The organism is Micromonospora globbae, from assembly GCF_003610785.1.
GTDB lineage: Bacteria > Actinomycetota > Actinomycetes > Mycobacteriales > Micromonosporaceae > Micromonospora > Micromonospora globbae.
In genome coordinates this window covers 107,663-131,134 of sequence record NZ_RAQQ01000017.1, presented here as the reverse complement: position 1 = coordinate 131,134, position 23,472 = coordinate 107,663, and the positions used below count along the sequence as shown (strand labels likewise).

The 23,472-nt window shown below is 72.9% G+C and carries 28 protein-coding genes; 16 read left to right on the top strand and 12 right to left on the bottom strand.

Features of this window, described 5'->3' with window-relative positions; translation table 11 throughout:
* Positions 1-248: 248 nt before the first annotated feature.
* Both D7I43_RS22420 and D7I43_RS22415 read right to left on the bottom strand, forming a co-directional pair.
* Positions 249-1,589 (bottom strand): M16 family metallopeptidase, encoded by a 1,341-nt coding sequence (locus D7I43_RS22420; RefSeq protein ID WP_120330526.1) that lies wholly within the window; start codon positions 1,587-1,589, stop codon positions 249-251.
* Positions 1,586-2,878: a M16 family metallopeptidase gene (locus D7I43_RS22415; protein ID WP_120330525.1), complete on the bottom strand. Its 1,293-nt coding sequence runs from the start codon at positions 2,876-2,878 to the stop codon at positions 1,586-1,588. Before D7I43_RS22415 ends, D7I43_RS22420 begins: the two co-directional genes overlap by 4 nt.
* Positions 2,879-2,991: 113 nt before the next feature.
* Here D7I43_RS22415 and D7I43_RS22410 point away from each other — a divergent pair, with 113 nt between their 5' ends.
* Complete coding sequence (locus D7I43_RS22410) at positions 2,992-3,738, top strand: phosphodiesterase (RefSeq protein ID WP_240033098.1); 747 nt, start codon at positions 2,992-2,994, stop codon at positions 3,736-3,738.
* Here D7I43_RS22410 and D7I43_RS22405 read toward each other — a convergent pair.
* A complete protein-coding gene (locus D7I43_RS22405; RefSeq protein WP_120330524.1) occupies positions 3,705-3,917 on the bottom strand; it encodes a hypothetical protein in 213 nt (70 codons plus the stop codon). The genes D7I43_RS22410 and D7I43_RS22405 overlap by 34 nt on opposite strands.
* Before the next feature lie 363 nt (positions 3,918-4,280).
* On the opposite strand from D7I43_RS22405, the gene D7I43_RS22400 reads away from it, so the two are divergent.
* The 3 genes from D7I43_RS22400 to D7I43_RS22390 all read left to right on the top strand — a co-directional run bounded on the left by D7I43_RS22400 (position 4,281) and on the right by D7I43_RS22390 (position 6,094).
* Positions 4,281-5,375, top strand: coding sequence for a 3-deoxy-7-phosphoheptulonate synthase (locus D7I43_RS22400; protein WP_120330523.1), 1,095 nt, complete (start codon positions 4,281-4,283; stop codon positions 5,373-5,375).
* A gap of 262 nt (positions 5,376-5,637) precedes the next feature.
* Complete coding sequence (locus tag D7I43_RS22395) at positions 5,638-5,862, top strand: hypothetical protein (protein ID WP_120330522.1); 225 nt, start codon at positions 5,638-5,640, stop codon at positions 5,860-5,862.
* A 28-nt stretch (positions 5,863-5,890) separates the two neighbouring features.
* On the top strand, positions 5,891-6,094 hold the full coding sequence (locus D7I43_RS22390) for a hypothetical protein (RefSeq protein WP_120330521.1): 204 nt from the start codon (positions 5,891-5,893) through the stop codon (positions 6,092-6,094).
* A gap of 60 nt (positions 6,095-6,154) precedes the next feature.
* Here the strand turns inward: D7I43_RS22390 and D7I43_RS22385 are convergent, their stop codons facing one another.
* The 3 genes from D7I43_RS22385 to D7I43_RS22375 form a co-directional block, all read right to left on the bottom strand.
* Complete coding sequence (locus tag D7I43_RS22385; RefSeq protein ID WP_120330520.1) at positions 6,155-6,706, bottom strand: DUF1360 domain-containing protein; 552 nt, start codon at positions 6,704-6,706, stop codon at positions 6,155-6,157.
* A gap of 134 nt (positions 6,707-6,840) precedes the next feature.
* Positions 6,841-7,170, bottom strand: a complete 330-nt coding sequence (locus D7I43_RS22380) for an SRPBCC family protein (RefSeq protein ID WP_120330519.1) — start codon at positions 7,168-7,170, stop codon at positions 6,841-6,843.
* Positions 7,167-7,508, bottom strand: a complete 342-nt coding sequence (locus tag D7I43_RS22375; RefSeq protein ID WP_120330518.1) for a DUF6158 family protein — start codon at positions 7,506-7,508, stop codon at positions 7,167-7,169. The genes D7I43_RS22380 and D7I43_RS22375 overlap by 4 nt, the downstream gene beginning before the upstream one ends.
* Positions 7,509-7,638: 130 nt before the next feature.
* Here D7I43_RS22375 and D7I43_RS22370 point away from each other — a divergent pair, with 130 nt between their 5' ends.
* Together D7I43_RS22370 and D7I43_RS22365 are read left to right on the top strand one after the other, a co-directional pair.
* Complete coding sequence (locus D7I43_RS22370) at positions 7,639-8,061, top strand: hypothetical protein (protein WP_192902236.1); 423 nt, start codon at positions 7,639-7,641, stop codon at positions 8,059-8,061.
* A 25-nt stretch (positions 8,062-8,086) separates the two neighbouring features.
* The gene (locus tag D7I43_RS22365; RefSeq protein ID WP_120330516.1) at positions 8,087-8,413 is read left to right on the top strand and encodes a DUF3817 domain-containing protein; all 327 of its coding nucleotides are present in this window, start codon (positions 8,087-8,089) and stop codon (positions 8,411-8,413) included.
* An 88-nt stretch (positions 8,414-8,501) separates the two neighbouring features.
* Here D7I43_RS22365 and D7I43_RS22360 read toward each other — a convergent pair whose 3' ends face one another.
* A complete protein-coding gene (locus tag D7I43_RS22360; protein WP_120330515.1) occupies positions 8,502-8,987 on the bottom strand; it encodes a DUF6232 family protein in 486 nt (161 codons plus the stop codon).
* A 544-nt stretch (positions 8,988-9,531) separates the two neighbouring features.
* Between D7I43_RS22360 and D7I43_RS22355 the strand changes: the two genes are divergently transcribed.
* The gene (locus D7I43_RS22355) at positions 9,532-10,503 is read left to right on the top strand and encodes a C40 family peptidase (RefSeq protein ID WP_120330514.1); all 972 of its coding nucleotides are present in this window, start codon (positions 9,532-9,534) and stop codon (positions 10,501-10,503) included.
* A gap of 72 nt (positions 10,504-10,575) precedes the next feature.
* Here the strand turns inward: D7I43_RS22355 and D7I43_RS22350 are convergent, their stop codons facing one another.
* The 3 genes from D7I43_RS22350 to D7I43_RS22340 form a co-directional block, all read right to left on the bottom strand.
* Complete coding sequence (locus D7I43_RS22350; protein WP_192902242.1) at positions 10,576-11,565, bottom strand: sigma-70 family RNA polymerase sigma factor; 990 nt, start codon at positions 11,563-11,565, stop codon at positions 10,576-10,578.
* Positions 11,566-12,057: 492 nt separating this feature from the next.
* Positions 12,058-13,017: an N-acetylmuramic acid 6-phosphate etherase gene (murQ, locus tag D7I43_RS22345; RefSeq protein WP_120330512.1), complete on the bottom strand. Its 960-nt coding sequence runs from the start codon at positions 13,015-13,017 to the stop codon at positions 12,058-12,060.
* Complete coding sequence (locus D7I43_RS22340) at positions 13,014-13,928, bottom strand: MurR/RpiR family transcriptional regulator (RefSeq protein ID WP_120330511.1); 915 nt, start codon at positions 13,926-13,928, stop codon at positions 13,014-13,016. Before D7I43_RS22340 ends, murQ begins: the two co-directional genes overlap by 4 nt.
* Before the next feature lie 296 nt (positions 13,929-14,224).
* Between D7I43_RS22340 and D7I43_RS22335 the strand changes: the two genes are divergently transcribed.
* Positions 14,225-14,917 (top strand): SDR family NAD(P)-dependent oxidoreductase, encoded by a 693-nt coding sequence (locus D7I43_RS22335; protein WP_120330510.1) that lies wholly within the window; start codon positions 14,225-14,227, stop codon positions 14,915-14,917.
* On the opposite strand, the gene D7I43_RS22330 is transcribed toward D7I43_RS22335, so the two are convergent.
* A complete protein-coding gene (locus D7I43_RS22330) occupies positions 14,902-15,627 on the bottom strand; it encodes a dTMP kinase (RefSeq protein WP_120330509.1) in 726 nt (241 codons plus the stop codon). The two genes, D7I43_RS22335 and D7I43_RS22330, sit on opposite strands and share 16 nt — an antisense overlap.
* Positions 15,628-15,783: 156 nt before the next feature.
* Between D7I43_RS22330 and D7I43_RS22325 the strand changes: the two genes are divergently transcribed.
* Genes D7I43_RS22325 through D7I43_RS33110 form a run of 4 tightly spaced genes read left to right on the top strand, consistent with a single transcriptional unit; the run spans position 15,784 to position 17,561 of the window.
* On the top strand, positions 15,784-16,368 hold the full coding sequence (locus D7I43_RS22325; RefSeq protein WP_120330508.1) for a nucleotidyltransferase: 585 nt from the start codon (positions 15,784-15,786) through the stop codon (positions 16,366-16,368).
* Positions 16,365-16,640, top strand: coding sequence for a hypothetical protein (locus tag D7I43_RS22320; RefSeq protein ID WP_120330507.1), 276 nt, complete (start codon positions 16,365-16,367; stop codon positions 16,638-16,640). The genes D7I43_RS22325 and D7I43_RS22320 overlap by 4 nt, the downstream gene beginning before the upstream one ends.
* A 10-nt stretch (positions 16,641-16,650) precedes the next feature.
* A complete protein-coding gene (locus D7I43_RS22315; RefSeq protein WP_120330506.1) occupies positions 16,651-17,412 on the top strand; it encodes a metallophosphoesterase family protein in 762 nt (253 codons plus the stop codon).
* Positions 17,413-17,417: 5 nt separating this feature from the next.
* On the top strand, positions 17,418-17,561 hold the full coding sequence (locus D7I43_RS33110; RefSeq protein ID WP_167363573.1) for a GPGG-motif small membrane protein: 144 nt from the start codon (positions 17,418-17,420) through the stop codon (positions 17,559-17,561).
* A 261-nt stretch (positions 17,562-17,822) separates the two neighbouring features.
* On the opposite strand, the gene D7I43_RS22310 is transcribed toward D7I43_RS33110, so the two are convergent.
* Positions 17,823-18,599, bottom strand: coding sequence for a M23 family metallopeptidase (locus tag D7I43_RS22310; protein ID WP_120330505.1), 777 nt, complete (start codon positions 18,597-18,599; stop codon positions 17,823-17,825).
* Between the two features lie 245 nt (positions 18,600-18,844).
* Here D7I43_RS22310 and D7I43_RS22305 point away from each other — a divergent pair, with 245 nt between their 5' ends.
* The 4 genes from D7I43_RS22305 (at position 18,845) to D7I43_RS22290 (ending at position 23,402) form a co-directional block, all read left to right on the top strand.
* Positions 18,845-20,191, top strand: a complete 1,347-nt coding sequence (locus D7I43_RS22305) for an ABC transporter substrate-binding protein (protein WP_120330504.1) — start codon at positions 18,845-18,847, stop codon at positions 20,189-20,191.
* Between the two features lie 69 nt (positions 20,192-20,260).
* A complete protein-coding gene (locus D7I43_RS22300; protein WP_120330503.1) occupies positions 20,261-21,307 on the top strand; it encodes a carbohydrate ABC transporter permease in 1,047 nt (348 codons plus the stop codon).
* Position 21,308: 1 nt separating this feature from the next.
* Positions 21,309-22,274 carry a carbohydrate ABC transporter permease gene (locus D7I43_RS22295; protein ID WP_120330502.1) on the top strand — a complete coding sequence of 322 codons (966 nt, stop codon included), beginning with the start codon at positions 21,309-21,311 and terminating at the stop codon, positions 22,272-22,274.
* Between the two features lie 63 nt (positions 22,275-22,337).
* Complete coding sequence (locus D7I43_RS22290) at positions 22,338-23,402, top strand: LacI family DNA-binding transcriptional regulator (RefSeq protein WP_120330501.1); 1,065 nt, start codon at positions 22,338-22,340, stop codon at positions 23,400-23,402.
* Positions 23,403-23,472: the final 70 nt, after the last annotated feature.

Below are 23,472 nucleotides of genomic sequence, written 5' to 3'. Positions count from 1 at the left end.
CGGCCGTCACCGGGACGGCCGGCGGCCCGCAAACGTACGCGCGCGGCGGCCCGACGTACGGAAGATCCCGGGGCGGGAGGGCCGTCCGGCCGCAGCCGTTCCCGTCGGCACGGGCGACCGCCCGGCGCCCGCCGGCACGGGAGGCGCGACCGAGATCACATCAGGTCCGGGCACGGCCGGTCGGGCGGCGGCCCGCCGACCCCGCCCCGAACGGAGGCGGGACCGGCGGGCGCCGCGCGGGCGGGCCGTCAGGACTCGACGATCTCGCCGAGGCCGGTCGCGGCGAGTTCGTCGCGGATCACCGCGGCGTCGCCCTCGACGACGAGGGTGAGCGACTCCGGGTGCAGGTGCGTGGCGGCCGCCGCGCTCACCTGGTCGACGTCGGCGGCGAGCAGCGCCTCCCGCAGCCGCGCGTGGTAGTCGTCCGGCAGGTCGTGCACCACGAGGGTGGCGAGCGCCGCGGCGATCGCCCGAGGGCTCTGCAGCTCCACCGAGAGCTGCCCGGCCCGCCAGGAGCGGGCCACGGCCAACTCCTCCTCGGTGACCCCGCCGCTCTGCGTACGCGAGATCTCGCCGACCGCCTCGGTGAGGGCGGGAGCGGTGACGGCGGTCTGCACCCCGGAGCTGACCGCGAACCGGCCGAAGCGCCGGGACGAGGCGAAGTCGCCGCGGATGCCGTACGTGTAGCCGCGCACCTCGCGGATCAGGTGGTTGAGCCGCGACGTGAAGGCGCCGCCGAGGACCGTGCCGGCCAGCGTCATGGGCACGTGGTCGGGGTGGGCGCGGTGCGGGGACGGATGCCCCAGCCGCAGCGTGGACTGCACCGACCCGGGCCGGTCGACCAGGATGATCCGCCGCCCCTCGCGCAGCCGGACGTCGATCGGGCCGGCCCGGTCCACCGGCCCCCCGCCGGTGCCGGCGAACGCCGCCGCCCCGAGCGCGTCGAGGTCCACCCGGTCCAGGTCGCCGGCGACGACGAGCGTGCCGGGCCGGATGAACCACTCCGAGTGGAAGACCCGCACGTCCTCGACGTCCAGGCCGGCGACCGACTCCGGGTCGCCGTACATCGGGCGGCCCCAACGGTTCTCCGCGCCGAACAGGTCGGCGCGCAGCGCGGCGTCCGCCCGCGGCCCCGGGTTGGCCCAGTCCATCCGCAGCGCGGTGGCCTCGTCGTCCCGGACCCGGACCACGTCGGCCGGGTCGAGCCGGGGCGTACGGACCGCCTCGGCGAGCAGTTCGACGGCGGCGCCCAGCCGGTCGACCGGGACCTGCACGCTGACCTGGAACGAGTCCCAGTCCAGCGCGGTCACCAGCTCGGTGCCGAGCCCCTCGACGGCGAGGGCGTACGCGGCCGCGTCCCGCTGGGCCGTCCCCTCCTCCAGCGCCTTGGCGAGCACCCCGCCGAGGCCCTCCTTGCCGACCGGTTCCCGCTCGGCGCCGGCGTCGAGCAGCAGCAGCGCGACCGCGAGGTTCTGTCCCGGCAGGTGCGCGGCGACGACCTGACCGCCGGCCACGGCGCGGCGGACCACCGACGGGAACCGGTACGGGCGGGCCGGACCCGGCCCGGGGCGGGTGGCGATGAGCGTCATGGCTTCTCCTCGGCGAGGTAGGTCAGGGTCACCCGGTCGTCGGCGGCGAGCACCTCCGCGGCGGCCTCGGCGATCTGCTCGGCGGTCACCGCGAGCCAGGCGGGCAACCGCTCGGCGGCCCGGGCCGGGTCGCCGAACTGGGTGGCGTACCGGCTGAGCGTGTCCGCACGCCCGTCCACCGTGGACATCTGCCGCCACCACGCGGTGCTGAGCAGCGCCTTGGCGCGGTCCAGCTCGCTGGGGGTGACGGGCACGGTGGCCAGCTCGTCCATGACCGCGTGCAGCCCGTCGGCCAGCCGCTGGGCGCCCACCCCGGGCCGGGCGGTCACCGTCGCGATCAGCGGCGCCGGCGCGTGCGCCAGGTCCACCCCGTACGCCCCGACCAGGTCCGGTTGGGCGATCCGCTCCCCGTCGGCGAGCCGCTGGTAGAGCCGGCTCCCCCGGCCGCTGCCGAGCACGGCCGCCAGCACGGTGATCACGTCGTAGCCGGGGCTGCCGAACGGGTGGGTGCGGTGCGCCACGTACACCCGGGGAGCCGGCACGTCGGCGGTGACCGTCTCCGCGACCGGCCGGCCGGTGGCCGGCACCGTCCGGCCGTCCGGCGCGGCCGGGATGTCCCCCCGCGCCGGGATGCCGCCGAAGTACTTCTCGGCGAGCGCGAACACCTCGGCCGCGGAGGTGTCGCCGACCACGGTGAGGACGGCGTTGTCGGGCGCGTAGTACGTCCGGTGGAACGCCTGGAAGGTGGCCAGGTCGGCGGCGTTCAGGTCGGCCATCGAACCGATCGTGGCGTGGTGGTACGGATGCCCGGGCGGGTAGAGCAACGGCAGCAGCCGCAGCCACGCGTCGCCGTACGGCACGTTCTCGTAGCGCTGGCGTCGTTCGTTCTTGACCACGTCCCGCTGGTTGTCCAGCGTCTCCTGGGTCAGCGCCGGCACCAGGCCACCCATCCGGTCGGCCTCCAGCCAGAGCGCCAGCTCCAGGTGCTCGGCCGGGACCGTCTCGAAGTAGTTCGTCCGGTCCGGGTTCGTGGTGGCGTTGAGGGAACCGCCGGCGCCCTGGATGAGCTTCATGTGCTCGGTCTTCGCGACGTTCACCGAGCCCTCGAACATGAGGTGCTCGAACAGGTGGGCGAAGCCGGTCTGCCCCTGCGGCTCGTGCCGGGAACCGACGTCGTACCAGAGGTTCACCGCGACCGCCGGCGCGGTGCGGTCCTCGCTCACCACCACGCGCAGGCCGTTGTCCAGTCGGGTCGTCTCGATGGGCCAGGGGTAACCGCTGTCGGGCATGGGACGACGCTATCCGATCTCCCGGGCGGAAAGGTGACGCGCGGTCGCGCCGCGTCCCGCGGCGGGAGCCCGGATCGGGGCATCGACCGGCCGGGCCGGGGTACCGGAGGGGCATGTCCGTGCCCACCCCGTCCACCGTCGCGGCCCGCGCGGGCGAGGCCCTCACCCACGCCGCCGAGGTCCTGACCCGCCTGCGGCGGGCCCGGCTGCTGCATCCCGCCGGCCGGTCGTTCGCCGGCGAGGTCACGATCTGGGGTACGGGCGGCCCGCCCACCGGTGTGCCGCTCCTCGACGAGCCGGGCCGGTACCCGGCGACGATCCGGCTGTCCAAGGGGATGCCCACCCCGGGAAGCTGGCCGGACGTGCTCGGCCTGGCCGTGCGGGTGCACACCGAGGGCGACCGGCCGTTCGACCTGCTGGTGAGTTCGAGCGGCGCGCCGCCGGTGCTGCGGTCGGTGCCGCTGCCCCGACGCCGCTTCGCCGGGACGTACAGCACGATCGTGCCGCTGCACGGCGGCCGGGGGCGGCTCTGGCTCGCGGCGCTGGCCGACCCGGACTCCCCCGGCCTGGGCCGGAGCCTCGCCGAGGCGGCGGCCGCGACCCGGGTCGACGAGCCGCGCCTGGTGCTCGCGACGGCCTCCGCCGTCGGCCCGTGGCGGCCGTTCGGCCAGGTCAGCATCGGCACCCAGCTCAGCGCCCGGCAGGACGCCGTGCTGGCGTTCGACCCGATCCACAACCTCCCCGACGGGCTGCGGGCCACCGGGGTGCTCGCGTGGCTGCGGGACCACACCTACCGCGGCTCCCGGCGGGCGCGCGGTGCCTCCGTTCAGTCCGGCGGCTCGCTGGGCGTCACCGTCTGATCCGAGGTGCGGTGCTCCAGCACCGTGTCCGGCGCCACGTTCCGGTCCTCGCGGACGTCGGACTCGGTGAGGATCGCCTCCGCCTGCGCCTCCGGGTCGTCGCTGCCCACGGCCGCCTCCTCCGGCAACAGGTGGGCCCGGGACTCGACCCGGTCGGCCTCGCTCCACTCGTCGCTCATGCCGCCACCTCCCTCCGGTCGGCGCCGTCACGAGGCTCCACCGCGCTGTGCCCGATGATTCGCTCGCTGCGCTCGCTCATGCGTCCCCCTTACCCCGCGGCGGCAGCGGCCACGCCGCGTGCCCGCAGGTTGGGAACCTCACCGGCGTCCGGGTGAACACCCGCGCCACGTCGGGTAGGCTGGTCGGCGTGACGCGGTCGTATCGATGGTTTAGGCAGCCGGCTGGAGGAGCCGGTGACTTCACCATGATCTGACGTCACCTCTCTTCGAGCCGGCTGGGCAGGGCCTTCTGGTCCTGCCCTTTCGTGTACGAGCAGCCGGCTCGACCCCGGGCACCGGCACCCGGGCGCGGTCGGCGGAAGGATGCCCACCGTGACGACCCCGGAGACCGATCGGGTCAGCGACCAGCGGATCGACCGCGTCGTGCCACTGACCACCCCCGCCCTGCTCCACCACGAGCTGCCGCTCGACGACACGCTCGCCTCGGCCGTGCTGGCCGGCCGACGCGCGGTCGGCAGGGTGCTGGACCGTGCCGACGACCGCCTGCTGGTGGTGGTCGGCCCGTGCTCGGTGCACGACCCGGCCGCCGCCTTGGACTACGGCCGGCGGCTGCGCGAGGCGGCCGACCGGTTCGCCGACGACCTGCTCGTCGTCATGCGGGTCTACTTCGAGAAGCCGCGATCGACGGTCGGCTGGAAGGGCCTGATCAACGACCCGCGGCTGGACGGCTCCGGCGACGTCAACACCGGGCTGCGGCTCGCCCGGGCGCTCCTGCTCGACGTGCTGCGCCTCGGCCTGCCGGTCGGCTGCGAGTTCCTCGACCCGATCACCCCGCAGTACATCGCGGACACGGTGGCCTGGGGCGCGATCGGCGCCCGGACGGTGGAGAGCCAGGTGCACCGGCAGCTCGCCTCCGGGCTCTCGATGCCGATCGGGATGAAGAACCGCCCGGACGGCAGCATCGCCACGGCCGTGGACGCGATCCGCGCGGCGGGCGTGCCGCACGTCTTCCCCGGCATCGACTTCTCCGGCACCCCGGCGATCATGCACACCCGCGGCAACGCGGACGGGCACCTGGTGCTGCGCGGTGGCGGCGGCCGGCCCAACTACGACGCGGAGTCGGTGGCCGGCGCGCTCGAACTGCTGCGGGCCGCCGGCCTGCCGGAGCGGGTGGTGGTCGACGCCAGCCACGCCAACAGCGGCAAGGACCACCGCAACCAGCCGCTGGTGGCCGCCGACGTGGCCGCCCAGCTCGCCGCCGGTCAGCGCGGCATCGTCGGCATCATGCTGGAGAGCTTCCTGCGGCCGGGCCGGCAGGATCTCGACCCCACCCGGGAACTGGAGTACGGCAAGTCGATCACCGATGCGTGCATCGGCTGGGAGACGACCGAGGACGTCCTCGACCGGCTGGCCGCCGCCGTACGCGCCCGGCGGGCCGTCCTGCCGACCCGGGCCTGACCGGGCTCCGCCCCGCGTGTGGCGCAGCGCACACCACCGGTCGGAAGATCGGGCGGGGTGGCCGGGTTGAGTGAGGTGTCGGTGTGTCCAGTGTCCCCGGGCCTCACCCAATTGCCTTCGCGGAATACCGTCCGGCTGGAGCCGCGTCGCGCCACTCGCCGAGAGGCGACCTGCACACCGACACGTGGCGCCCCGGTCGTGCGGCCGGGGCGCCGCCGTCTCCCCGGTGTTTGACCGGTTCCGGCGCGGGTAGCTGATCGCCGTGACCGACGACGTACCCGTGACCGACATGCCGGACACCCGGCGCCTCGACGACCTCCTCGAGGACCTGTATCACGGCCAGGAACGGATCAGCCAGGCGGACATCTACCGGCGGGCGGTCGCCGCGGAGATGCCCGCGCAGTGGCTCACCCGGATCGCCGCCCTCCCCGAGGGCGAGTACTCGGTCGACGAGGCGGCGGACCTGCTGGGCGGCTCGGTCACGTGAACCCGCCCCCCGGCGAGAGGAGCACGAGATGTCCCACCACGAGGAACGGCCGGAGAAGGCACTGGGCCAGCCGCCGGAGGGCGTGGACACCCTGCCCGACCCGGACTTCGCCGGCGAGCACGACCAGACCTCGGTGGACAAGAAGGTGATCACCGGCGAGGACGAGGGCCGGCGGGAGCCGGAGGCGGCCCGCGGCTGGGCCGGCGAGGACCACGGCACCACCCCGACGTGACCACGACGTACGCACGACGAAGGGCCGGCGCGGATCGCCGGCCCTTCGTCGTGGTCGGGCTCAGTGCTCGTCGTGCCCGTCGTGCCCGCCGCCCTCGGCGGCCTGCTGGGCCACGGCGTACCCCATCTGGAGGAAGTCGGACGCGGCCACGGCGGTCAGCGCCGTGGCCACCAGCCGGGTCAGCCGCGGCGCGAGCACGAGGCCACCGGTGAGCCCGGTGGCGACCCAGACCGCGAGGCAGAACGGGCAGCTCAGCAACTCCCCGATCGCGTGCCGGGTGGCGCTGCCGGAGTCGCGGACCTGCTCCATCACCTCGCCGCTGCCGATGGGCCGGTCGTAGCGGGTGAACGGGGCCCGCAACGGGCTGGTCACGGCGTCCTTCGACAGCAGCCGGCTCAGCTTGTGGGTGGCGACGGAGAGCAGGACCACGTCGGCGGGCGACGGGCGCTCCGGCACCGGACGGCCCGTCAGCCGGACGAGACCGGCGAGCGCTCCGGTCACACCGACGTACGTGCCCATCGCCGCCAGGTAGCCGCCCAGCGGGCGGTGTTCGTGCGGCGCGTACGCCTGCCGCAGCCGCGTCACCTTCTGCTTCAAGCCGTTGTCGGTCACCCGGTCTCCTCCGCTCTCAGTCCTGCCACCCGCCGCCCCGTGGCGGACGGGACCCTGCCCCAGGCCACCGCCGGTGGGACCCGGGCCGCGAACGGCGGCCGACGAGGCACGCCCCGCCGCGCCGGTGGCCCGGCTCAGCCCGCCTGGAGGTTGTCGGCCACCTCGCGGGCCAGGCTGTCCAGCGCCTCGGTGGCGAGCCGGTCGGCGTCCCGCCCGTCCTGCGGGTCGGCGAGGTCGAGCCGGACGACGGCCCCGCCGGAGTCCTCCGGGTCCACCCGGATCTCCGCCGTGGCCTCGGACGGGCCACGCCACCGGGCGCGCAGCTCCTCCCCCTCGATGTCCGGGGTCGGCGCGCCGTCGACGCGCAACGCCGGAGGCAGCCAGGCGGAGGCCCGGGCGGGGTCGGTCGCCGTGTTGAAGACCACCTCCGGCGGCGCGGACATGTGGCGCTCGGCGGCCATCACTCGTCCCGCAGCCGGCTCGGGTCGACCTCCCGGCCCGGGTGGCGGGCCAGGTACTCGGTCTCCAACTCCGCCGTGCGGCGCAGGTGGTGGGCCAGGGCCGAGTCGGCCGCGTGCCGCAGCGTGTCCAGGCGCGTGCGGTGCAGGCTGTGCATCTCGCGGATCAGGTCCTCGTCGGTCAGCTCGGCGGGGTCGACACCCAGTTCGCCGTCCGGGTCGGGGCCGGCGGTGGCCGGGTCGGCCAGGTGGTCGCCGCTCCACTCGGTCACCCGCTGCTCCGGGCTGGCACCCGCGTCACCACTCGTCGGGTAGCCGCCCTGTCGTACGGATCCGGTCATCATCGCCCCCCTGCTCTCGTTTGGGCTGGCGTCTAGACGGATGCCCACGCCGGGTGGCACCAAACCATGCCGTGGCCGCGACAACTACGACACCGCGTCGGAGAGCGCCGCCCGTCCCGGTACCCTCGATGCCATGAAGCGGCTCTGGACCCCGGCGTGGATAGCGCGCCACGTGGCCGCGATCGTGCTGGTCGTCGCGTTCCTCGCGTTGGGCTGGTGGCAGATCAGCCGGGCCGCCGGGGGCAACACGCTCAGCTGGGCGTACGCCTTCGAGTGGCCGGTCTTCGCGGGGTTCGTGGTCTTCGTCTGGTGGCGTGAGGTGCGGCACACGCTGCGCGGCGACGCCGCTCCGGCGCGGCGGACCGGCGGGGAGACGGCGGCCGGGGAGAGCGAGGCGCCGTCGGCGCGTCCGGCGGTGCGCCGGCCGGTCCGGGTGGCCCGGGTGCCGGTGCCGGCGGACGGCGTGGAGGACGACGCCGAACTGGCTGCCTACAACCGCTACCTGTCATGGTTGAACGCGAATCCGGGCGCCCGGCCCGGTGACTACCCCGGCTGAGCCGGGCCAGGAAGGACGGACAGAGGTGGGCGGAGCCCTTACCCGGTACCGCGCGATCGCCTGGATCGTGGGTGTGGTGCTGATCGTTCTGGTCGTGATCGGCATGCCGCTGAAGTACGCGTTCGACAACCCGACCGTCGTCGAGACCGTCGGCCCGGCCCACGGCTTCCTCTACATGGTCTACCTGGTGGCCGCGTTCGACCTGTCCCGCCGTGCGGACTGGCCGCTGAAGCGGATGCTCGCCGTGATGCTCGCCGGGACGATCCCGTTCGTCTCCTTCTACGCCGAGCGCCGGGTGACCGGCTGGGTGCACCGCCCCGCCGAGCGCGCCCCGGAGCCGGTCGCCGGCTGAGCCACCCGGCGTCGGGCCGCCCGGGCGAGGGTGCGGCCGCCCGGCGTCGGGCCGCCCGAGCCGGCGGTCGGCCGCCCCGGCGGCCCGGTCAGCGGCTCGGGCGCCACGGGTCCACCGAGGCGAGCGGCTCGTTCCACCCGCCGTACCGGTTCATCTCCCGCGCCCGCACCAGCGCGCGGGTGACCTGGCCGAACTGCCGCTCGTCGTCGGCGCTGAACAGCAGCATCTCCTCGCCCCGGTAGACGCCCCACAACTCGTACGCCGGGGGCCGCCAGCGGTCGCCGGCGAGGCCGAGCAGCGCCGGTACCAGCAGGACCGCCCCGAACATCAGGTACGCCCCGGCGGTGAGCCGGTGCAAGCCGCCCGTGAAGCCGAGCAGCAGGCCCACCCCGGCGATCATCGCCCCGCTCGTCGCCACCGCCCGTACGGCGATCCGGTCGTGCGGGCCGCGCCGGCTGCGCAGGTGGGTGAGGTCCGCGACCCGGAAGGTGTTGCGGCCGACGGTGAACCGGTCGACCGTCACGATGATGCCGGGACGCGCGTAGAGGAGCGTGGTCTTCTGTCGGCCGGTCACCCTCGGTGATCCCGACGCTCGTGTGGTGGCGCCTTCAGGGTTCACGGTTGCCTCCCGCGGCGGTCCACCGGGTCGGCCCGTCCGCTGGAGGCATCAATGCCGGTCGACGGGAATCCCGGCTACGCGACTTCATTGTGTTGGGGTCCTGCCAGGGCAACCGCCGGTTATCGGACTCGGTCGCGGCATTGACGGCGAGCGGTTCGCGGGAAATGGGAATCCATTTCCGGCTTTATCGGTTTTGACGCGACGCTATCCGTCGCCATCCGGTGAGAACGACGAATGTCACTGGTTGTGCAAATGCCGCAACCCGGGCGCACCCCGCGCGGGGACGCCTCGTTGATGATCACAGCAGGTCACCTGTCGCACCGGGTGCTTGCCGCCACTTTGCCAACATTCGTCCCGGCTTCCACTGCGGACCACTCCCGCCCCGGGTTAGGTTGGGCGAGCCGGCCCGGCCCAGCGCCCGCCAACCGGAGGGCCCCGGACCGGTGCCGCCGGGGGCATCAGCACCCGCCGGCGGCCGTGGGAGAGGAGCCTTCCGCTCTTGCCATCCCTGAGAAACCTGCTGCGTACTCTCGCGATCACCGGCCTGTCGGCCGCGCTGGTCGCCCCGGCGGCGGCGGCCCACGCCGAGCCGTCCCCCGCCGACCTGAACCGCCGGATCGAGCGCTCCTCCGCGGAGCTGGAGCGGGTCGTCGAGTCGTACAACAGGCTCCGCGAGGACATGAAGGCCAACAAGGCCGCGGTGGACCGATTACAGGCCCGCATCGCCCCGCTGGAACGGCAGACCGAGCAGAGCCGGGCCGACGTCGGTGAGATCGCCGTGACGGCGTACAAGACCGGCGGGCTGCGGACCGCGGACGCGCTGCTGCGCCCCGGCGGCTCCGCCGCGCTGCTCGACCGCCTCGGCACCATCGACCACCTGACCCGCGAGCGTCAGGAACGGATCGCGGGCTTCACGAGCCGCCAGCGGGAACTCGTCGCCGAGAAGGCCCGGCTGAACAAGGTGCTGGCCCGGCAGGACGCCCAGGCCCGTGCGCTGGCCACCACGAAGTCACGCATCGAGCGGGACCTCGCCCGCCTCTACGAGCTGCGCCGCCAGGCGTACGGCCGGACCACCGAGGCGCCGGCCGCGCGACCGGACGCCGCCCGCGAGGCGCCGTCCATCTCCGGCCGGGCCGGCGTGGCCGTCCGGTACGCCTACGGCGCCATCGGCAAGCCGTACGTCTGGGGCGGCTCCGGCCCGAACGGCTACGACTGCTCGGGCCTGACCTCGGCGGCGTGGCGGGCCGCCGGGAAGTCGCTGCCGCACAACGCCCGGATGCAGTGGGGCGCGGTCGCCCACATCGGTCGCGGTGAGCTGAGCCCCGGCGACCTCGTGTTCTACCGGGGCCTCGGGCACGTCGCCCTGTACGTCGGCGACGGCCAGGTGATCGACGCGCCCAGCGCGGGACGCAACGTCCTCAAGCGGGGCATGAACCTGATGCCCATCCACGGCTACGGCCGGGTGCGCTGACCTCGCCGTAGTGACAGGAACGGCCGGCGTCCCCCTATCGGACGCCGGCCGTTCGCCGTCATTGGTACCAGGTCAGGCCGCCTGGAGCCCCTCCGCGCGGGCCAGCTCGCGGAGCCGGCCGAGCGCCTGGATCTCCAGCTGGCGGATCCGCTCCCGGGAGAGCGAGAACCGCGACGCGACCTCGGTGAGGGAGTGCTCACGGCCGTCCTCCAGCCCGTAGCGGGCCCGCATGATGCCGGCCGAGCGGTCGTCCAGGTGGTTGAGCAGCCCCTCGATGCGCTGCCGCTCCAGCCCGGTCAGGACGATGTCCTCCGGCGACGGGGCGTCGCTGTCCGCGACGAGGTCACCGAGGTTGGTGTCGCCGTCGTCGCCGACGGGCGTGTCCAGCGACACGGTGTCCTGCGACCAGCGGACCAGCTCGTTCACCCGCTCGACGGTGACGCCGAGCGCCGCGGCGATCTGCTCCGGCTCCGGGTCGGTGCCCAGCTCACGGGTGAGCTGGCGGGCCACGTTGCGCATCCGGTTGACGTCCTCCACCAGGTGCACCGGCAGTCGGACGGTGCGCTCCTGCTGGGCGATCGCCCGGCTGATCGCCTGGCGGATCCACCAGGTGGCGTAGGTGGAGAACTTGTAGCCACGCTCGTAGTCGAACTTCTCGACCGCCCGGACGAGGCCGGTGTTGCCCTCCTGGATCAGGTCCAGCATGGGCATGCCCGATCGCACGTAGCGGCGGGCGATCGAGACGACCAGCCGGAGGTTGGCGCGGATGAAGAGGTCCTTCGCCCGCTCACCCTCGACGACCAGCCGCTCCAGCTCCTCACGGGCGACACCGGCGGGGACGCGGTCCTCGTCGAGCAGGTGCTCGGCGTAGAGGCCGGCCTCGATGGCCTTGGAGAGGTCGACCTCCTTGGCGGCGTCCAGCAGTGGCGTCCGCGAGATCTCGTGAAGGTAGACGCCGACCAGGTCGCGCTCCTCGGCGACCTCGTCGGTCCGCATGCCGATGTTCTTGTCCACGTTGCCCACGGTCCCCTCGCTCGCGCCGGTTGCCCGGTTCCTTGCCATCCCCACGTCCATCAGCCCTCCCCCGTAACTTCCGCTGTGCCCGTCGGTGCTGACACCTACACAACAGATGAGACGTGTCGGGGATTCCATGTCGTGAGTCGAAACTGTCACGAATGCCTGAGTAGTAGCTGAAAGCACGGTCCATGTTTGCTGTCAGCACCCCGCCGGGTGGCTCGCCGATGGGCACCACGTGCGGGTCGGCGGATCCACGGATCGCCGTCACCCCTGTCTATGGCAGCACCGCACGTCGGAGGAGACAGCGACCCGGGTCACCACGGTGGTGCGATCCTGGTCACTGCCGAATACGCACCGGTGAACGGGTCGGTTCATCCACGGAGTTGGTAATACCCCGCGCCTGGTTGAACAATCCGGAGCCGGGTTCTATGCCCGCCCGCCGGAAGCCCTCGCGAACGCTCCGGGAGGCGTCGTGGGAGCGTGACGCGAAGCACGTCCGCCGGTGGGGCGGGCCGGCGGGGAGCCCGGCGCCCCGGGTCAGGAGGCGAGCAGGGCCAGCGCGCCGCGCACCTGGTCGGCCGAGCGCGCCAGGGCGGCGCGGGCCGCCGGGATCCCCGCACCGGAGACCAGCGCCACGAGGGCCGTCTTGAGGTCGCCGTCGGCCTCGGTGAGGGCCTTCTGGGAGACCTCCTCGGAGCAGCCGGTCGCCTCCATGAGGATGGAGATCATCCGGCCGCGGAGTTTGGCGTTGGTCGCCACCATGTCGATCATGAGGTTCGAGTAGACGCGACCCAGGCGGACCATCACGGCGGTGGAGAACGCGTTGAGCACCAGCTTCTGCGCCGTGCCCGCCTTCATCCGGGTCGACCCGGTGACCACCTCGGGTCCGGTATCCACCCCGATGAAGACGTCGACCGAACCCGCGGCCTCCGCCTCCGGATTGGCGCACACCAGCACCGTCGAGGCGCCCTTGGCGCGGGACGCGGCGAGCGCACCCAGGACGTACGGCGTGCGCCCGCTGGCCGTCAACCCGACCACGAGGTCGCCGGCGCGTACGCAGTCGGCGGCCTCCGCCGCACCGCCCCGGTCGTCGTCCTCGGCGTCCTCGACGGCACGCCACATGGCGTCCGGCCCGCCGGCGATGTGGGCGCAGAACCAGCCCCGCGGCGAGTTGAAGGTGGGGGCGAGCTCGGCGGCGTCGAGCACGCCGAGCCGGCCCGAGGTGCCGGCGCCGAAGTAGTGCACGCGGTTGCCGCCCCGCAGTGCCGCGACGGCCAGGTCGACGGTGGTGGCGATCTCGTCGAGCAGGTCGGCGACCGCGGCCGGGACGCGGTGGTCCGCCTCGTTGATGACGGTGAGCACGTCGCGGGTCGACATGAGGTCGAGGTCGACGCTGAGCGGGTTGCGATGCTCGGTGGGGGCGCCCACCCGGACCGCCGGGCGGGAGTCCGGGTTGGGTGACGACACCTCGTCCGGCTCCACGGCGCCGGCCGTCATGCCCGCCTCCGTCCGCCGCCCACCCGGTGGGACTGCACGGCCTCGGCCGTCGCCTCCAGGGCCTTCCTCGCCCGGGCGCGGTTGCGCGCGGCCACGCCCACGAAGAGGCAGTCGACCACGGTGAGCTGGGCGAGCCGGCTGGCCATCGCCCCGGACCGGTAGGTGGTCTCCCGGGCCGCCGTGGTGAGCACGAAGTCGGCCACCTCGGTGATCGGCGAGCGCGGGAAGTTGGTGAGCGCCACGGTGGCCGCGCCCCGGGCCCGGGCCTGCTCCAGCACCTCGATGACGTCGGAGGTGGTGCCGGTGTGCGAGATGCCCACCGCGACGTCCCCCCGGCCGAGCAGCGCGGCCGAGGTCAGCGCCGTGTGCACGTCCGGGAAGTAGAAGGCGGTGCGGCCGATGCGGTGCAGCTTCTGCTGGAAGTCGGAGGCCACGAAGCCGCTGGCCCCGGCGCCGTAGACGTCGATGCGTCCGGCCGCCGCGATCGCGTCGACCACCCGCTCGCAGACGGCGGGGTCGAGCTGCTCGGCGGTCTCCTCGACGGCCCGCGCGTCGTTGAAGGCGATCGTGGCGATGATCTGGGCCAGGTCGGCGCCGGGCGGGATGTCACCGCCGACCACCCGGGCGTCCGGCGGCTCGACGCGGCGGGCGGCCTCGGCGGCCAGGCGGATCCGCAACTGCGGGTAGCCGTCCATGCCGACGGACCGGCAGAACCGGATGACGGTCGCCTCCGATGTCTCGGCGGCGGTGGCGAGGTCGGTGATGGTCCGCCGGGCGGCGTCGGCCGGGTCGGCGACGACCAGGCGGGCGACGCGCTGCTCGGCCGGCGACAGCGACGGGAGCAAGCCACTGATGTGGACGATCAGCCCACCGGGCTCGTGACTCGCAGAAATCTTCGGACTCTTCGCCACGGATGAAACTTACTTTCATGAGGCGTGAGCGTCAACCATGACTGCGCGTGTTGGCGAAAGTACCGCCGACCGGAATCCTCCGTCCGAAACAGCGTGCCATCCGGGCGACGCCGTCGCGTCAGCCGCCGGGTCGGCTCCGCTGTCCCCCACGGCGGTCGGGGCCGCGGCCATCCGGTCCGGTCCAACCGTACGGCGTCGGGCGGCGTCCGGTCCGGTGGACCGGGATCCGACGACCCGGCGCGTCCACCGGCGTACCCGCGTCACGCCCCGTCGGGGGCGGCGCTAGCGTGGGCCGCATGGCGGGACGCAGTGTGCTGGTCACCGGTGGCGCGGGCGGGCTCGGCGGGGCGGTGACGGCCGCCTTCGTCGAGGCGGGATGGCGGGTGGTCGTACCGGAGCGGTCGAGCCGGCCCGGGACGCGGCCGGCGGCCGACGGGGTGCACCGGCTGGTCGCGGACCTCACCGATCCGGAGGGCGCCGAGCGCGCGGTGCGGGCCGCCGCGGACGACCCGGCGGCGCCGCTGCGCGCCGTGGTGAACCTGGCCGGCGGGTACGCGAGCGGCGGGCTCGTGCACGAGACGCCGGTCGAGGAGTTCGAGCGGATGTTCACGGTGAACCTGCGGCCCACCCACCTCGTCACGCGCGCGGCGCTGCCGCACCTCCTGGCGGCGGGCGGCGGGGCCGTCGTCTGCGTCGCGGCCCGGGCCGCGGTCTCGCCGTTCGCCGGCGCGGCCGGCTACGCCACCGCGAAGGCCGCCGTGCTCGCCTTCGCGAACGCGGTGGCGGTCGAGTACCGCCGCTCCGGCGTCCGCTGCAACACCGTGCTGCCGAGCGTCATCGACACGCCCGCCAACCGGGCCGCCCAGCCGGACGCCGACCACTCGCGCTGGGTGGCGCCGGCCGAGATCGCGTCGGTGATCCGCTTCCTGGCCTCCGACGAGTCCGCGCCGACGAGCGGGGCGGCGGTGCCGGTCTACGGCCGGGCCTGAGCCGTCGCGTCGCGCCGCGGCTCCGGCTCCTCCGGCTCGGGGTCCTCGGGCTCCGGGTCCTCGGGAGCGGAAGCGGTCTGCGGGAACCAGTCGGCGAGGTGGTGCCGGATCTGGCGGGACACCTCGTCGGCGGGCCGGCCGGCGTCCACCACGACGAAGGTCGGGTACTCCGGCAGCGTCCGGTACGCGGTGTCCGCGGCCGTGAGCCAGCCCATCGTCTCGTGGTCGGTGCCGCGCCGCTCGATCCGCCGGTACGCCTCGGCGGGATCGACCGAGAGCAGGAAGGTCACCTGCGGCTGCGGGAAGACCCGGTAGGTGGCCCGGGCGAGCCGTTCCCAGCGGTGGCCGCCGTGGGCGCGGATGCTGGCGTACTGGCAGACGGCGTACCGGTCCATCACCGCCGTCCGGCCGGTGACGAGGCAACTCACCAGGGCCAGGGCGATGGCGAGCCAGCGCAGCACCGACTCCACGGCGAGCAGCCCGTTCCGCCCCACCAACCGCTGCGCGTCCGGCCGTCCGAACCGTTGGGCGATCCGGCCGAGCCAGCGCCGCCCGCCCGCGTTGCGGTGGTAGGTGGCGCGGCGTCCGGCCGCGGTGAGCGCGTCGGCGAGGCGGTGCGCCTGGGTGGTCTTGCCGGAGCCGTCGATGCCGATCAGGGCGACCGTACGCAACCGGCCCCGGCGGCGTCGCGCCCGTAGTGATCTGGCCACCTTGCCCAGGCTATCGGACCCGCGCTCTCGGCCGCGCCGTTATGTACCTGTTACGCCCGTTTCGCGCCCACCCGCCACCGCCGCAGGTGTGGCCGACCGGAACGCCGGGTACGGAAGTCGGAATCATCCGCCTGTTACGACCGACGGGAGAACCAGATGGCCGAGCGCGGGGACGAGAGTCTTCTGCACACCCTCAAGAAGGTCGCCGCCGTGCTCAAGCAGTCCGAGATCCCCTTCGCGCTCGGCGGCAGCTTCGCGGTGTACGCGCACGGCGGCCATTCCAGTGAGCACGACGTCGACTTCCTCATCCGGGAGTCGGACGTCGACCGGGCGCTGGAGGCGCTGGTGGCGGAGGGCTTCACGGCCGAGCGGCCACCGGAGGACTGGCTGGTCAAGGTCTTCGACGACGGGCGCATGGTGGATCTCATCCACCGGCCGATCGAGACGCCGGTGACCGAGGAGACGTTCGCCGACACCGTGGTACGCCCGGTCGACGCGATCCACATGCCGGTCCTCTCCGCGACCCAGCTCATGGTGCACAAGTTGCTCAGCTTCTCGCAGCACTACTGCGACTTCGCCCGGGGCCTGCCCCTCGCCCGCTCCCTGCGGGAGCAGATCGACTGGGAACGGGTACGGAAGGAGACGCAGCACTCGCCGTACGCCGAGGCGTTCCTGGTGCTGCTGGACCGGCTCGAGGTCGTGCCGTACTCCGGCACCCCGGCAGGGAAGGGGACATCGTGAGCCAGCACCGAGAAACCGGCATCGGACCACCGGACGAGTACGTCGAGGCGGAGATCCACCGGCTGCTCGCCGAGGACCCGTCCGTCGCCGAACAGGGCATCACCGTCGTCCGCCGGGAGACGGGCCTCGTGCTCTACGGCGAGGTGGAGAGCGCGCACCGCCGGGAGGAGATCCTCCGCCGGGTCGCGGAACGGTTCCCGGGCGTGCCGGTCACCGCCGAGATCGGGGTGATCCGCACCGAGGCGCCGACGCAGATCGAGCAACTGCCCTGAGGAGGTTCTCATCGTGATCCGGATCGCTGCCGTCGGTGACGTGCACCTGGACGAGGACGTGGTCGGCCGGTTCCGGCCGGCCCTGGAGGAGCTTCCCGACTGCGCGGACGTCCTGCTGCTCGCCGGCGACCTCACCCGGCACGGAACGGAGGCGGAGGCCCGCTGCGTGGCGCAGGAGTTCGGCGGGCTGGGCGTGCCGGTGGTGACCGTGCTCGGCAACCACGACCACCAGTGCGACGAGGTGCCGCAGGTGGTCAAGGTGCTCGAGGACGCCGGCATCACCGTGCTGGAGGGCAACGGCGTGGTGCTCGACTGCGCCGGCGGGCGGCTCGGCGTCGCCGGCGTGAAGGGGTTCGGCGGCGGCTTCGCCGGACGCTGCGCGAGCGACTTCGGCGAGCCGGAGATGAAGGCGTTCGTCCGCACCACGACCGACAGCGCCGACCGCCTGTCGAGGGCCCTGCGGAGCCTGGACTGCGACGTGCTGGTGGCGCTCACCCACTACGCGCCGGTCCCGGACACCCTGGCCGGCGAGCCGTTGGAGATCTACCCGTTCCTCGGCGCGTACCAGCTCGGCCAGGCGATCGACTCGGCGCCGACGGCGCTCGCCCTGCACGGGCACGCGCACGCCGGTAGCGAGCGCGGTACGACGCCGGGCGGGGTACGGGTCCGCAACGTCGCGCACCCGGTCATCAAGCAGGCGTACAGCGTGTTCCACCTGGGTGATCATCTCGACCAGGGCGAGGTTTCCCGGATGAGCGTGTCGGGTACCTGAACCGCATGGAGCTGATTCTCTGGATTCTCGCGGTCGTACTGGTGGTTGCCGGCATCCTGGCGCTGTTCCGCCGGCAGATCCTGTGGGGCATCGTCCTCATCATCGTGGGGCTGCTCGTGGGCCCCGGCGGCGTCAGCGTCTTCAATTGACGCCGTACGGACGCACCTCTGACCCGCCGGGGTCGCCGCGGCCGGGCTCCGTCCTCCCGACAGGGGCATCCGGTCGCGACGACCCCGGCTTCGTGCTGTCCGGGACCGCGACCGCCCGCGCCGGCGGGGTCTCCACGACCGCCCGGCGCTGACGGCGGCGTTCGGTCTCCACGACCGCCCGGCGCTGACGGCGGCGTTCCACCACCCCGGGCGACACGCTCCGGCCGGCGGGGTCCCACGACGGGGCCCCGCCGGTCGTCGTCAGCAGCGCGGCAGGTTCGGGATGTACCCGTCGTAGCCGGTGTAGACGTACGCGTCGGCGATGAAGCGGCCGGCGCCGATGCGGTCCCAGATCGAGCTGGTGCCGTAGGTGCCCGTGACGCTCGTGCCGCTGGTCTGGCACTGGATGGTCACCTGGGTGCCGTCGGCCACCGTGCCGACGGCCGTGTAGCCGGTGCCCGGGCCCGAGCGCACGGTCAGCGGGGTGCCGCTGGTGTTCACCGTGCCGGTGGCGGTGCCGCCGGAGGAGCAGCCGTTGTCGCTCGTGTAGTTCTTCGTGCCCCAGTAGAGCGCCAGCGTGCCGTTGAAGCGCACCTGGATGTCGTTGCCGTTGAGGCGCTGCTCGTAGTGCAGGTGGGGCCCGGTCGACCCGCCGGTGCTGCCGACCCAGCCGATCACCTTCCCGTAGCCGACGCTCTGACCCACCGAGACGTTGAAGCCGTTCAGGTGGGCGTAGTACGTGTGGTAGCCGCCGGCGTGGCTGATGCGGACGTACTTGCCGTAGCTCGTGCCGCCGAGGTCGGTCACCCGGTCGACGGTGCCCGGGGCGCTGGCCACCACCGGGTCGCCGAGGTCGTCGGTCCGGTTGAAGTCGATGGCGTTGGCCGGGCTGTGGTTGGTGCGGGTCTGGCCGGACCAGACCTGGCCGCAGGGGAAGGGGACCTTGAAGGTGGGGGCGGCCATGGCCGGTGTCGCGGGCACCAGGGTGCCTCCGATCAGCAGACCGGCCACCATCAGGCTGAACCACCGTCTACGCATCCAGCGCCTCCTATGTTGAAAACCTTCGATCGGATGCGTCCAGGGTGACAGATATCGCCAGACATCGAAAGAGGGAGGGATCTGCCGCGGGAGCGTGCCCACGGGCGGCCGGCGGGTTTCCGGATTGTTACTCGGTCGTGTCTGACAGGGGGTGGACCCGGTCCGATGCAAGCGCTTACATGTGGGGACGCCCATCGGACCGGCGCCGGGTCTGGACGACCGCGCCGGCAAGAAAGGAGGACGGCATGGCGGTCTTTGCCAGACCACGCCAGGCCTTCGTGATCGCCGGCGTACTCGGGCTGGCGCTCAGCGCCGCCGCCTGCGGCACCGGCAACGACAAGGGAAGCAGCAGCAACGCGGACTCCGCGGAGTGCGCCGCATACGACAAGTACAAGGGCCACGACGGCAAGAAGGTCAGCATCTACTCGTCGATCCGGGACATCGAGGCCGACCGCCTCGACCAGTCCTGGGAGCAGTTCGAGGAGTGCACCGGGATCGACATCGACCACGAGGGCAGCGGCGAGTTCGAGGCCCAGCTCCCCGTCCGGGTGGACGGCGGCAACGCGCCCGACCTGGCCTTCATCCCCCAGCCGGGTCTGCTCAAGCGGTTCGCCGACGCGGGCAAGCTGAAGCCGGTCGGCGCCGACACCAAGGCGATGGCCGAGCAGAACTACTCGCCGGACTGGCTGAAGTACAGCACCGTGAACGGCACGCTCTACGGCGCCCCGCTCGGGTCGAACGTCAAGTCCTTCGTCTGGTACTCGCCGAAGATGTTCAAGGAGAAGGGCTGGACCGTCCCGACCACCTGGGACGACCTGATCAAGCTCAGCGACACGATCGCGGCGAGCGGCATCAAGCCGTGGTGCGCCGGCATCGAGTCCGGTGACGCCACCGGCTGGCCGGCCACCGACTGGATCGAGGACGTCTTGCTGCGGACGGCGGGCCCCGAGGTCTACGACCAGTGGACCACGCACGGCATCCCGTTCAACGACCCGAAGGTCGCCGAGGCGCTCGACCGCGCCGGCTCCATCCTCAAGAACGAGAAGTACGTCAACGGCGGCTTCGGCGGCGTGAAGAGCCTCGCCACCACCTCCTTCCAGGAGGCCGGCGTGCCGATCACCACCGGCAAGTGCGCCCTGCACCGCCAGGCGTCCTTCTACGCGAACCAGTGGCCCGAGGGCACCAAGGTGGGTGAGGACGGCGACGTCTTCGCCTTCTACTTCCCGGCCATCGACCCGGCCAAGGGCAAGCCGGTGCTCGGCGGCGGCGAGTTCGTGGCGGCCTTCAACGACCGGCCCGAGGTGCAGGCCGTCCAGACCTACCTGGCCTCCGGCGAGTACGCCAACAGCCGCGCCAAGATCGGCGACTGGGTGTCGGCGAACAAGCAGCTCGACCTGGCCAACGTCGCCAACCCGATCGACAAGCTCTCGGTCCAGATCCTCCAGGACCAGAGCACGGTCTTCCGCTTCGACGGCTCCGACCTGATGCCGGCCGCGGTCGGCGCGGGGACGTTCTGGAAGGGCATGGTCGACTGGGTGAACGGCAAGGACACCGCGTCCGTGCTCCAGGGCATCGAGAGCAGCTGGAAGTGATCTGAGACGGTGGGCCGGTCCGCGTGACGCGCGGGCCGGCCCACCGGCCATGAGGACCTGGGAGGGTCGATGGAGTTCGACTTCGCGGAGGAACAGCCGAAGTTCCTCATGCTGATGTACGGGCTGATCGCTTTCGTCGCGGTGGTGGGTGGCCTGCTCCTGCTTCTCGACGTGGTGCCGGCCTGGTTCGCCCGCCGCCGGGAGGCGCAGCTCGTCGCCGCCTCCGCCAGCGGGGCCCCGCTCCCCCGGCGCCGGCAGCGGGAGGGCTTCCTCGCTCTGTTCTTCCTGCTGCCGACGCTGCTGCTGCTCGTCGTCGGGCTGGTCGTCCCCGCGATCCGCACGACGCTGCTGTCGTTCATGGACAAGGACAGCGACCAGTGGGTGGGGTTGCAGAACTACGGCTGGATGTTCTCCGACGGCTCCATCGTCCGGGTGCTGGTCAACACCCTGGTCTGGGTGCTCCTGGTCCCGCTCGTGGCCACCACCATCGGCCTGCTCTACGCCGTGATGGTGGACCGGGCCCGGTTCGAGGCCGTCGCCAAGTCACTGATCTTCATGCCGATGGCGATCTCGTTCGTCGGCGCCAGCATCATCTGGAAGTTCGTCTACGCCTACCGGGGTGACGAGCAGGAGCAGATCGGCCTGCTGAACCAGATCGTGGTGAGCCTCGGCGGGGAGCCGAAGCAGTGGCTCCTCGAGTCACCGCTGAACACCCTGCTGCTCATCGTCATCATGGTCTGGATCCAGGCCGGCTTCGCCATGGTGGTGCTCTCCGCCGCGATCAAGGCCATCCCCGCGGACATCGTCGAGGCCGCCCGGCTCGACGGGGTCACCTCGTGGCAGATGTTCTGGCGGATCACCCTCCCGAGCATCCGGCCGGCGCTGATCGTCGTCGTGGTGACCATCACCATCGCCACGCTCAAGGTGTTCGACATCGTCCGCACCTCGACCAACGGCAACTACGACACCAGCGTGATCGCCAACGAGATGTACAACCAGGCGTTCCGGTACGGCGAGAACGGCCAGGGCTCCGCGCTGGCCGTCGTCCTCTTCATCCTGGTGATCCCGATCGTGATCTACCAGATCCGCAACCTGCGCCAGCAGCGGGAGGGCTGAGATGACCACGACAACCCCCACGGTCCCCACCGGAACGCAGCGCACCGGTGCCACCCCGACCCGGGTCGGGCGGGTACGCAGGCGGCTGAACAGCCCCGTCGCCTCGCTCGTGTCGATCGTCATCGCGGTGGTGTGGACGGTCCCGACGTTCGGGCTGTTCGTCTCGTCGTTCCGCCCCGAGGACGAGATCAAGACGACGGGCTGGTGGACGTTCTTCACCAACCCCCAGTTCACCCTGGAGAACTACCAGGAGGTGCTGTTCGGGCGGTCCGCCTCGTCGGGACAGCTCGCCAGCTACTTCATCAACTCGCTGGCGATCACGATCCCGTCGGTGCTGTTCCCGCTCGCCTTCGCGGCGCTGGCCGCGTACGCGCTGGCGTGGATGAACTTCCGCGGCCGGGACTGGGTCTACATCGCGATCTTCGCGTTGCAGATCGTGCCGTTGCAGATGGCCCTCGTGCCGCTGCTGCGGTTCTTCTCGGCCGGGGTGACCGTGGCCGGCGTCCAGGTGCTGCCGGCGTGGGACCTGGTCGACGAGCAGAAGTTCGCCCAGGTGTGGTTCGCGCACACCTGCTTCGCGCTGCCGCTGGCGGTGTTCCTGCTGCACAACTTCATCTCGCAGCTGCCCGGCGACCTGATGGAGGCGGCCCGGGTCGACGGCGCGAGCCACCCGAAGATCTTCCGCACGATCGTCCTGCCGCTCATCACGCCGGCACTGGCCGCGTTCGGCATCTTCCAGTTCCTCTGGGTCTGGAACGACCTGCTGGTCGCGCTCATCTTCGCCGGCGGCAACGACGAGACGGCGCCGCTCACCGTCCGGCTCGCCGAGATGGCCGGCACCCGCGGCAACGAGTGGCAGCGCCTCACGGCGGGCGCGTTCGTCTCGATCGTCGTACCGCTGATCGTGTTCCTGTCCCTGCAGCGCTACTTCGTGCGAGGCCTGCTCGCCGGCAGCGTCAAGGGCTGACCGCGCGACCGCCGCCGCCCCGGTCGGGGCGGCGGCGGTCGCGGAAGCGAGGCTGGGGGAACCGTGACGACGATCGATGATGTCGCCCGGCTGGCCGGGGTCTCCACGGCCACCGTCTCCCGGGCGCTGCGCGACCTCCCCACCGTCTCACCCGCGACGCGCCGCCGGGTGCTCGCCGCGGCCGAGCAGCTGCAGTACGCCGTGTCGCCGAGCGCGTCGCGCCTGGCCGGCGGCCGCACCGGCACCGTCGCCGTGGTGGTGCCGCGCATCACCCGGTGGTTCTTCGCGACGGTGGTCGAGGCGGTCGAGGACTTCCTCCACCAGTCCGGCTACGACCTGCTGCTCTACAACCTCGGCGGTCGGGAGCAGATGCGGCAGCGGGTGCTGCGGACGGCGAACCTGCACAAGAGGGTGGACGCCATCATGCTCGTCGCCACCCCGCTGGGCGCCACCGACCTCACCGCGCTCACCGCGCTCGACCTGCCCGGGATCACGATCAGCTCCGGCACGCCCGTGCCCGGCTGGCCGCGCGTACGCATCGACGACGTGGCCGCCGCGCGGACGGCCACCCGCCACCTGCTCGACCTCGGCCACCGCCGCATCGCGCACATCTCCGGCGACCCGGACGACGAGCTGGCCTACACCACCCACGTCGACCGGCGGCGCGGCTACCAGGAGGCGCTGCGGGAGGCCGGGCTCCGGCCCGACCCGAGCCTCGACGTGGAGTCGCAGTTCACGATCGACGGCGGCACGCGGGCCACCGCCGAGCTGCTGGCCCGGGGCGAACCGCCGACCGCGATCGTGGCGGCGTGCGACGAGATGGCCATGGGCGCCATGGCCGCGCTGCGGGACGCCGGGTTGCGGGTGCCGCAGGACGTCAGCGTCGTCGGCATCGACGACCACGACCTCGCGGGCGTGCTCGGTCTCAGCACCGTGGCCCAGCCGGCGGCCGAGCAGGGCCGGCTGGCCGCGCGGATCCTGCTGGACCCGCTCGGCGGTCAGGGCCTCGACCGGGTCGGTGGCCGGCCCGTCGACCACCCCTGCCCGCCGGACACGCCGGGCCCACCGGTGATCCTGCCCACTCGGCTGGTCGTACGGGAGTCGACCGCGCCGCCCCGGGCACACTAACGGGGACCGCCCGCCAGCGTCGACGGGAGTCCCACGGCAGCACACGCACGACAACACGGGAGAAGGCCCT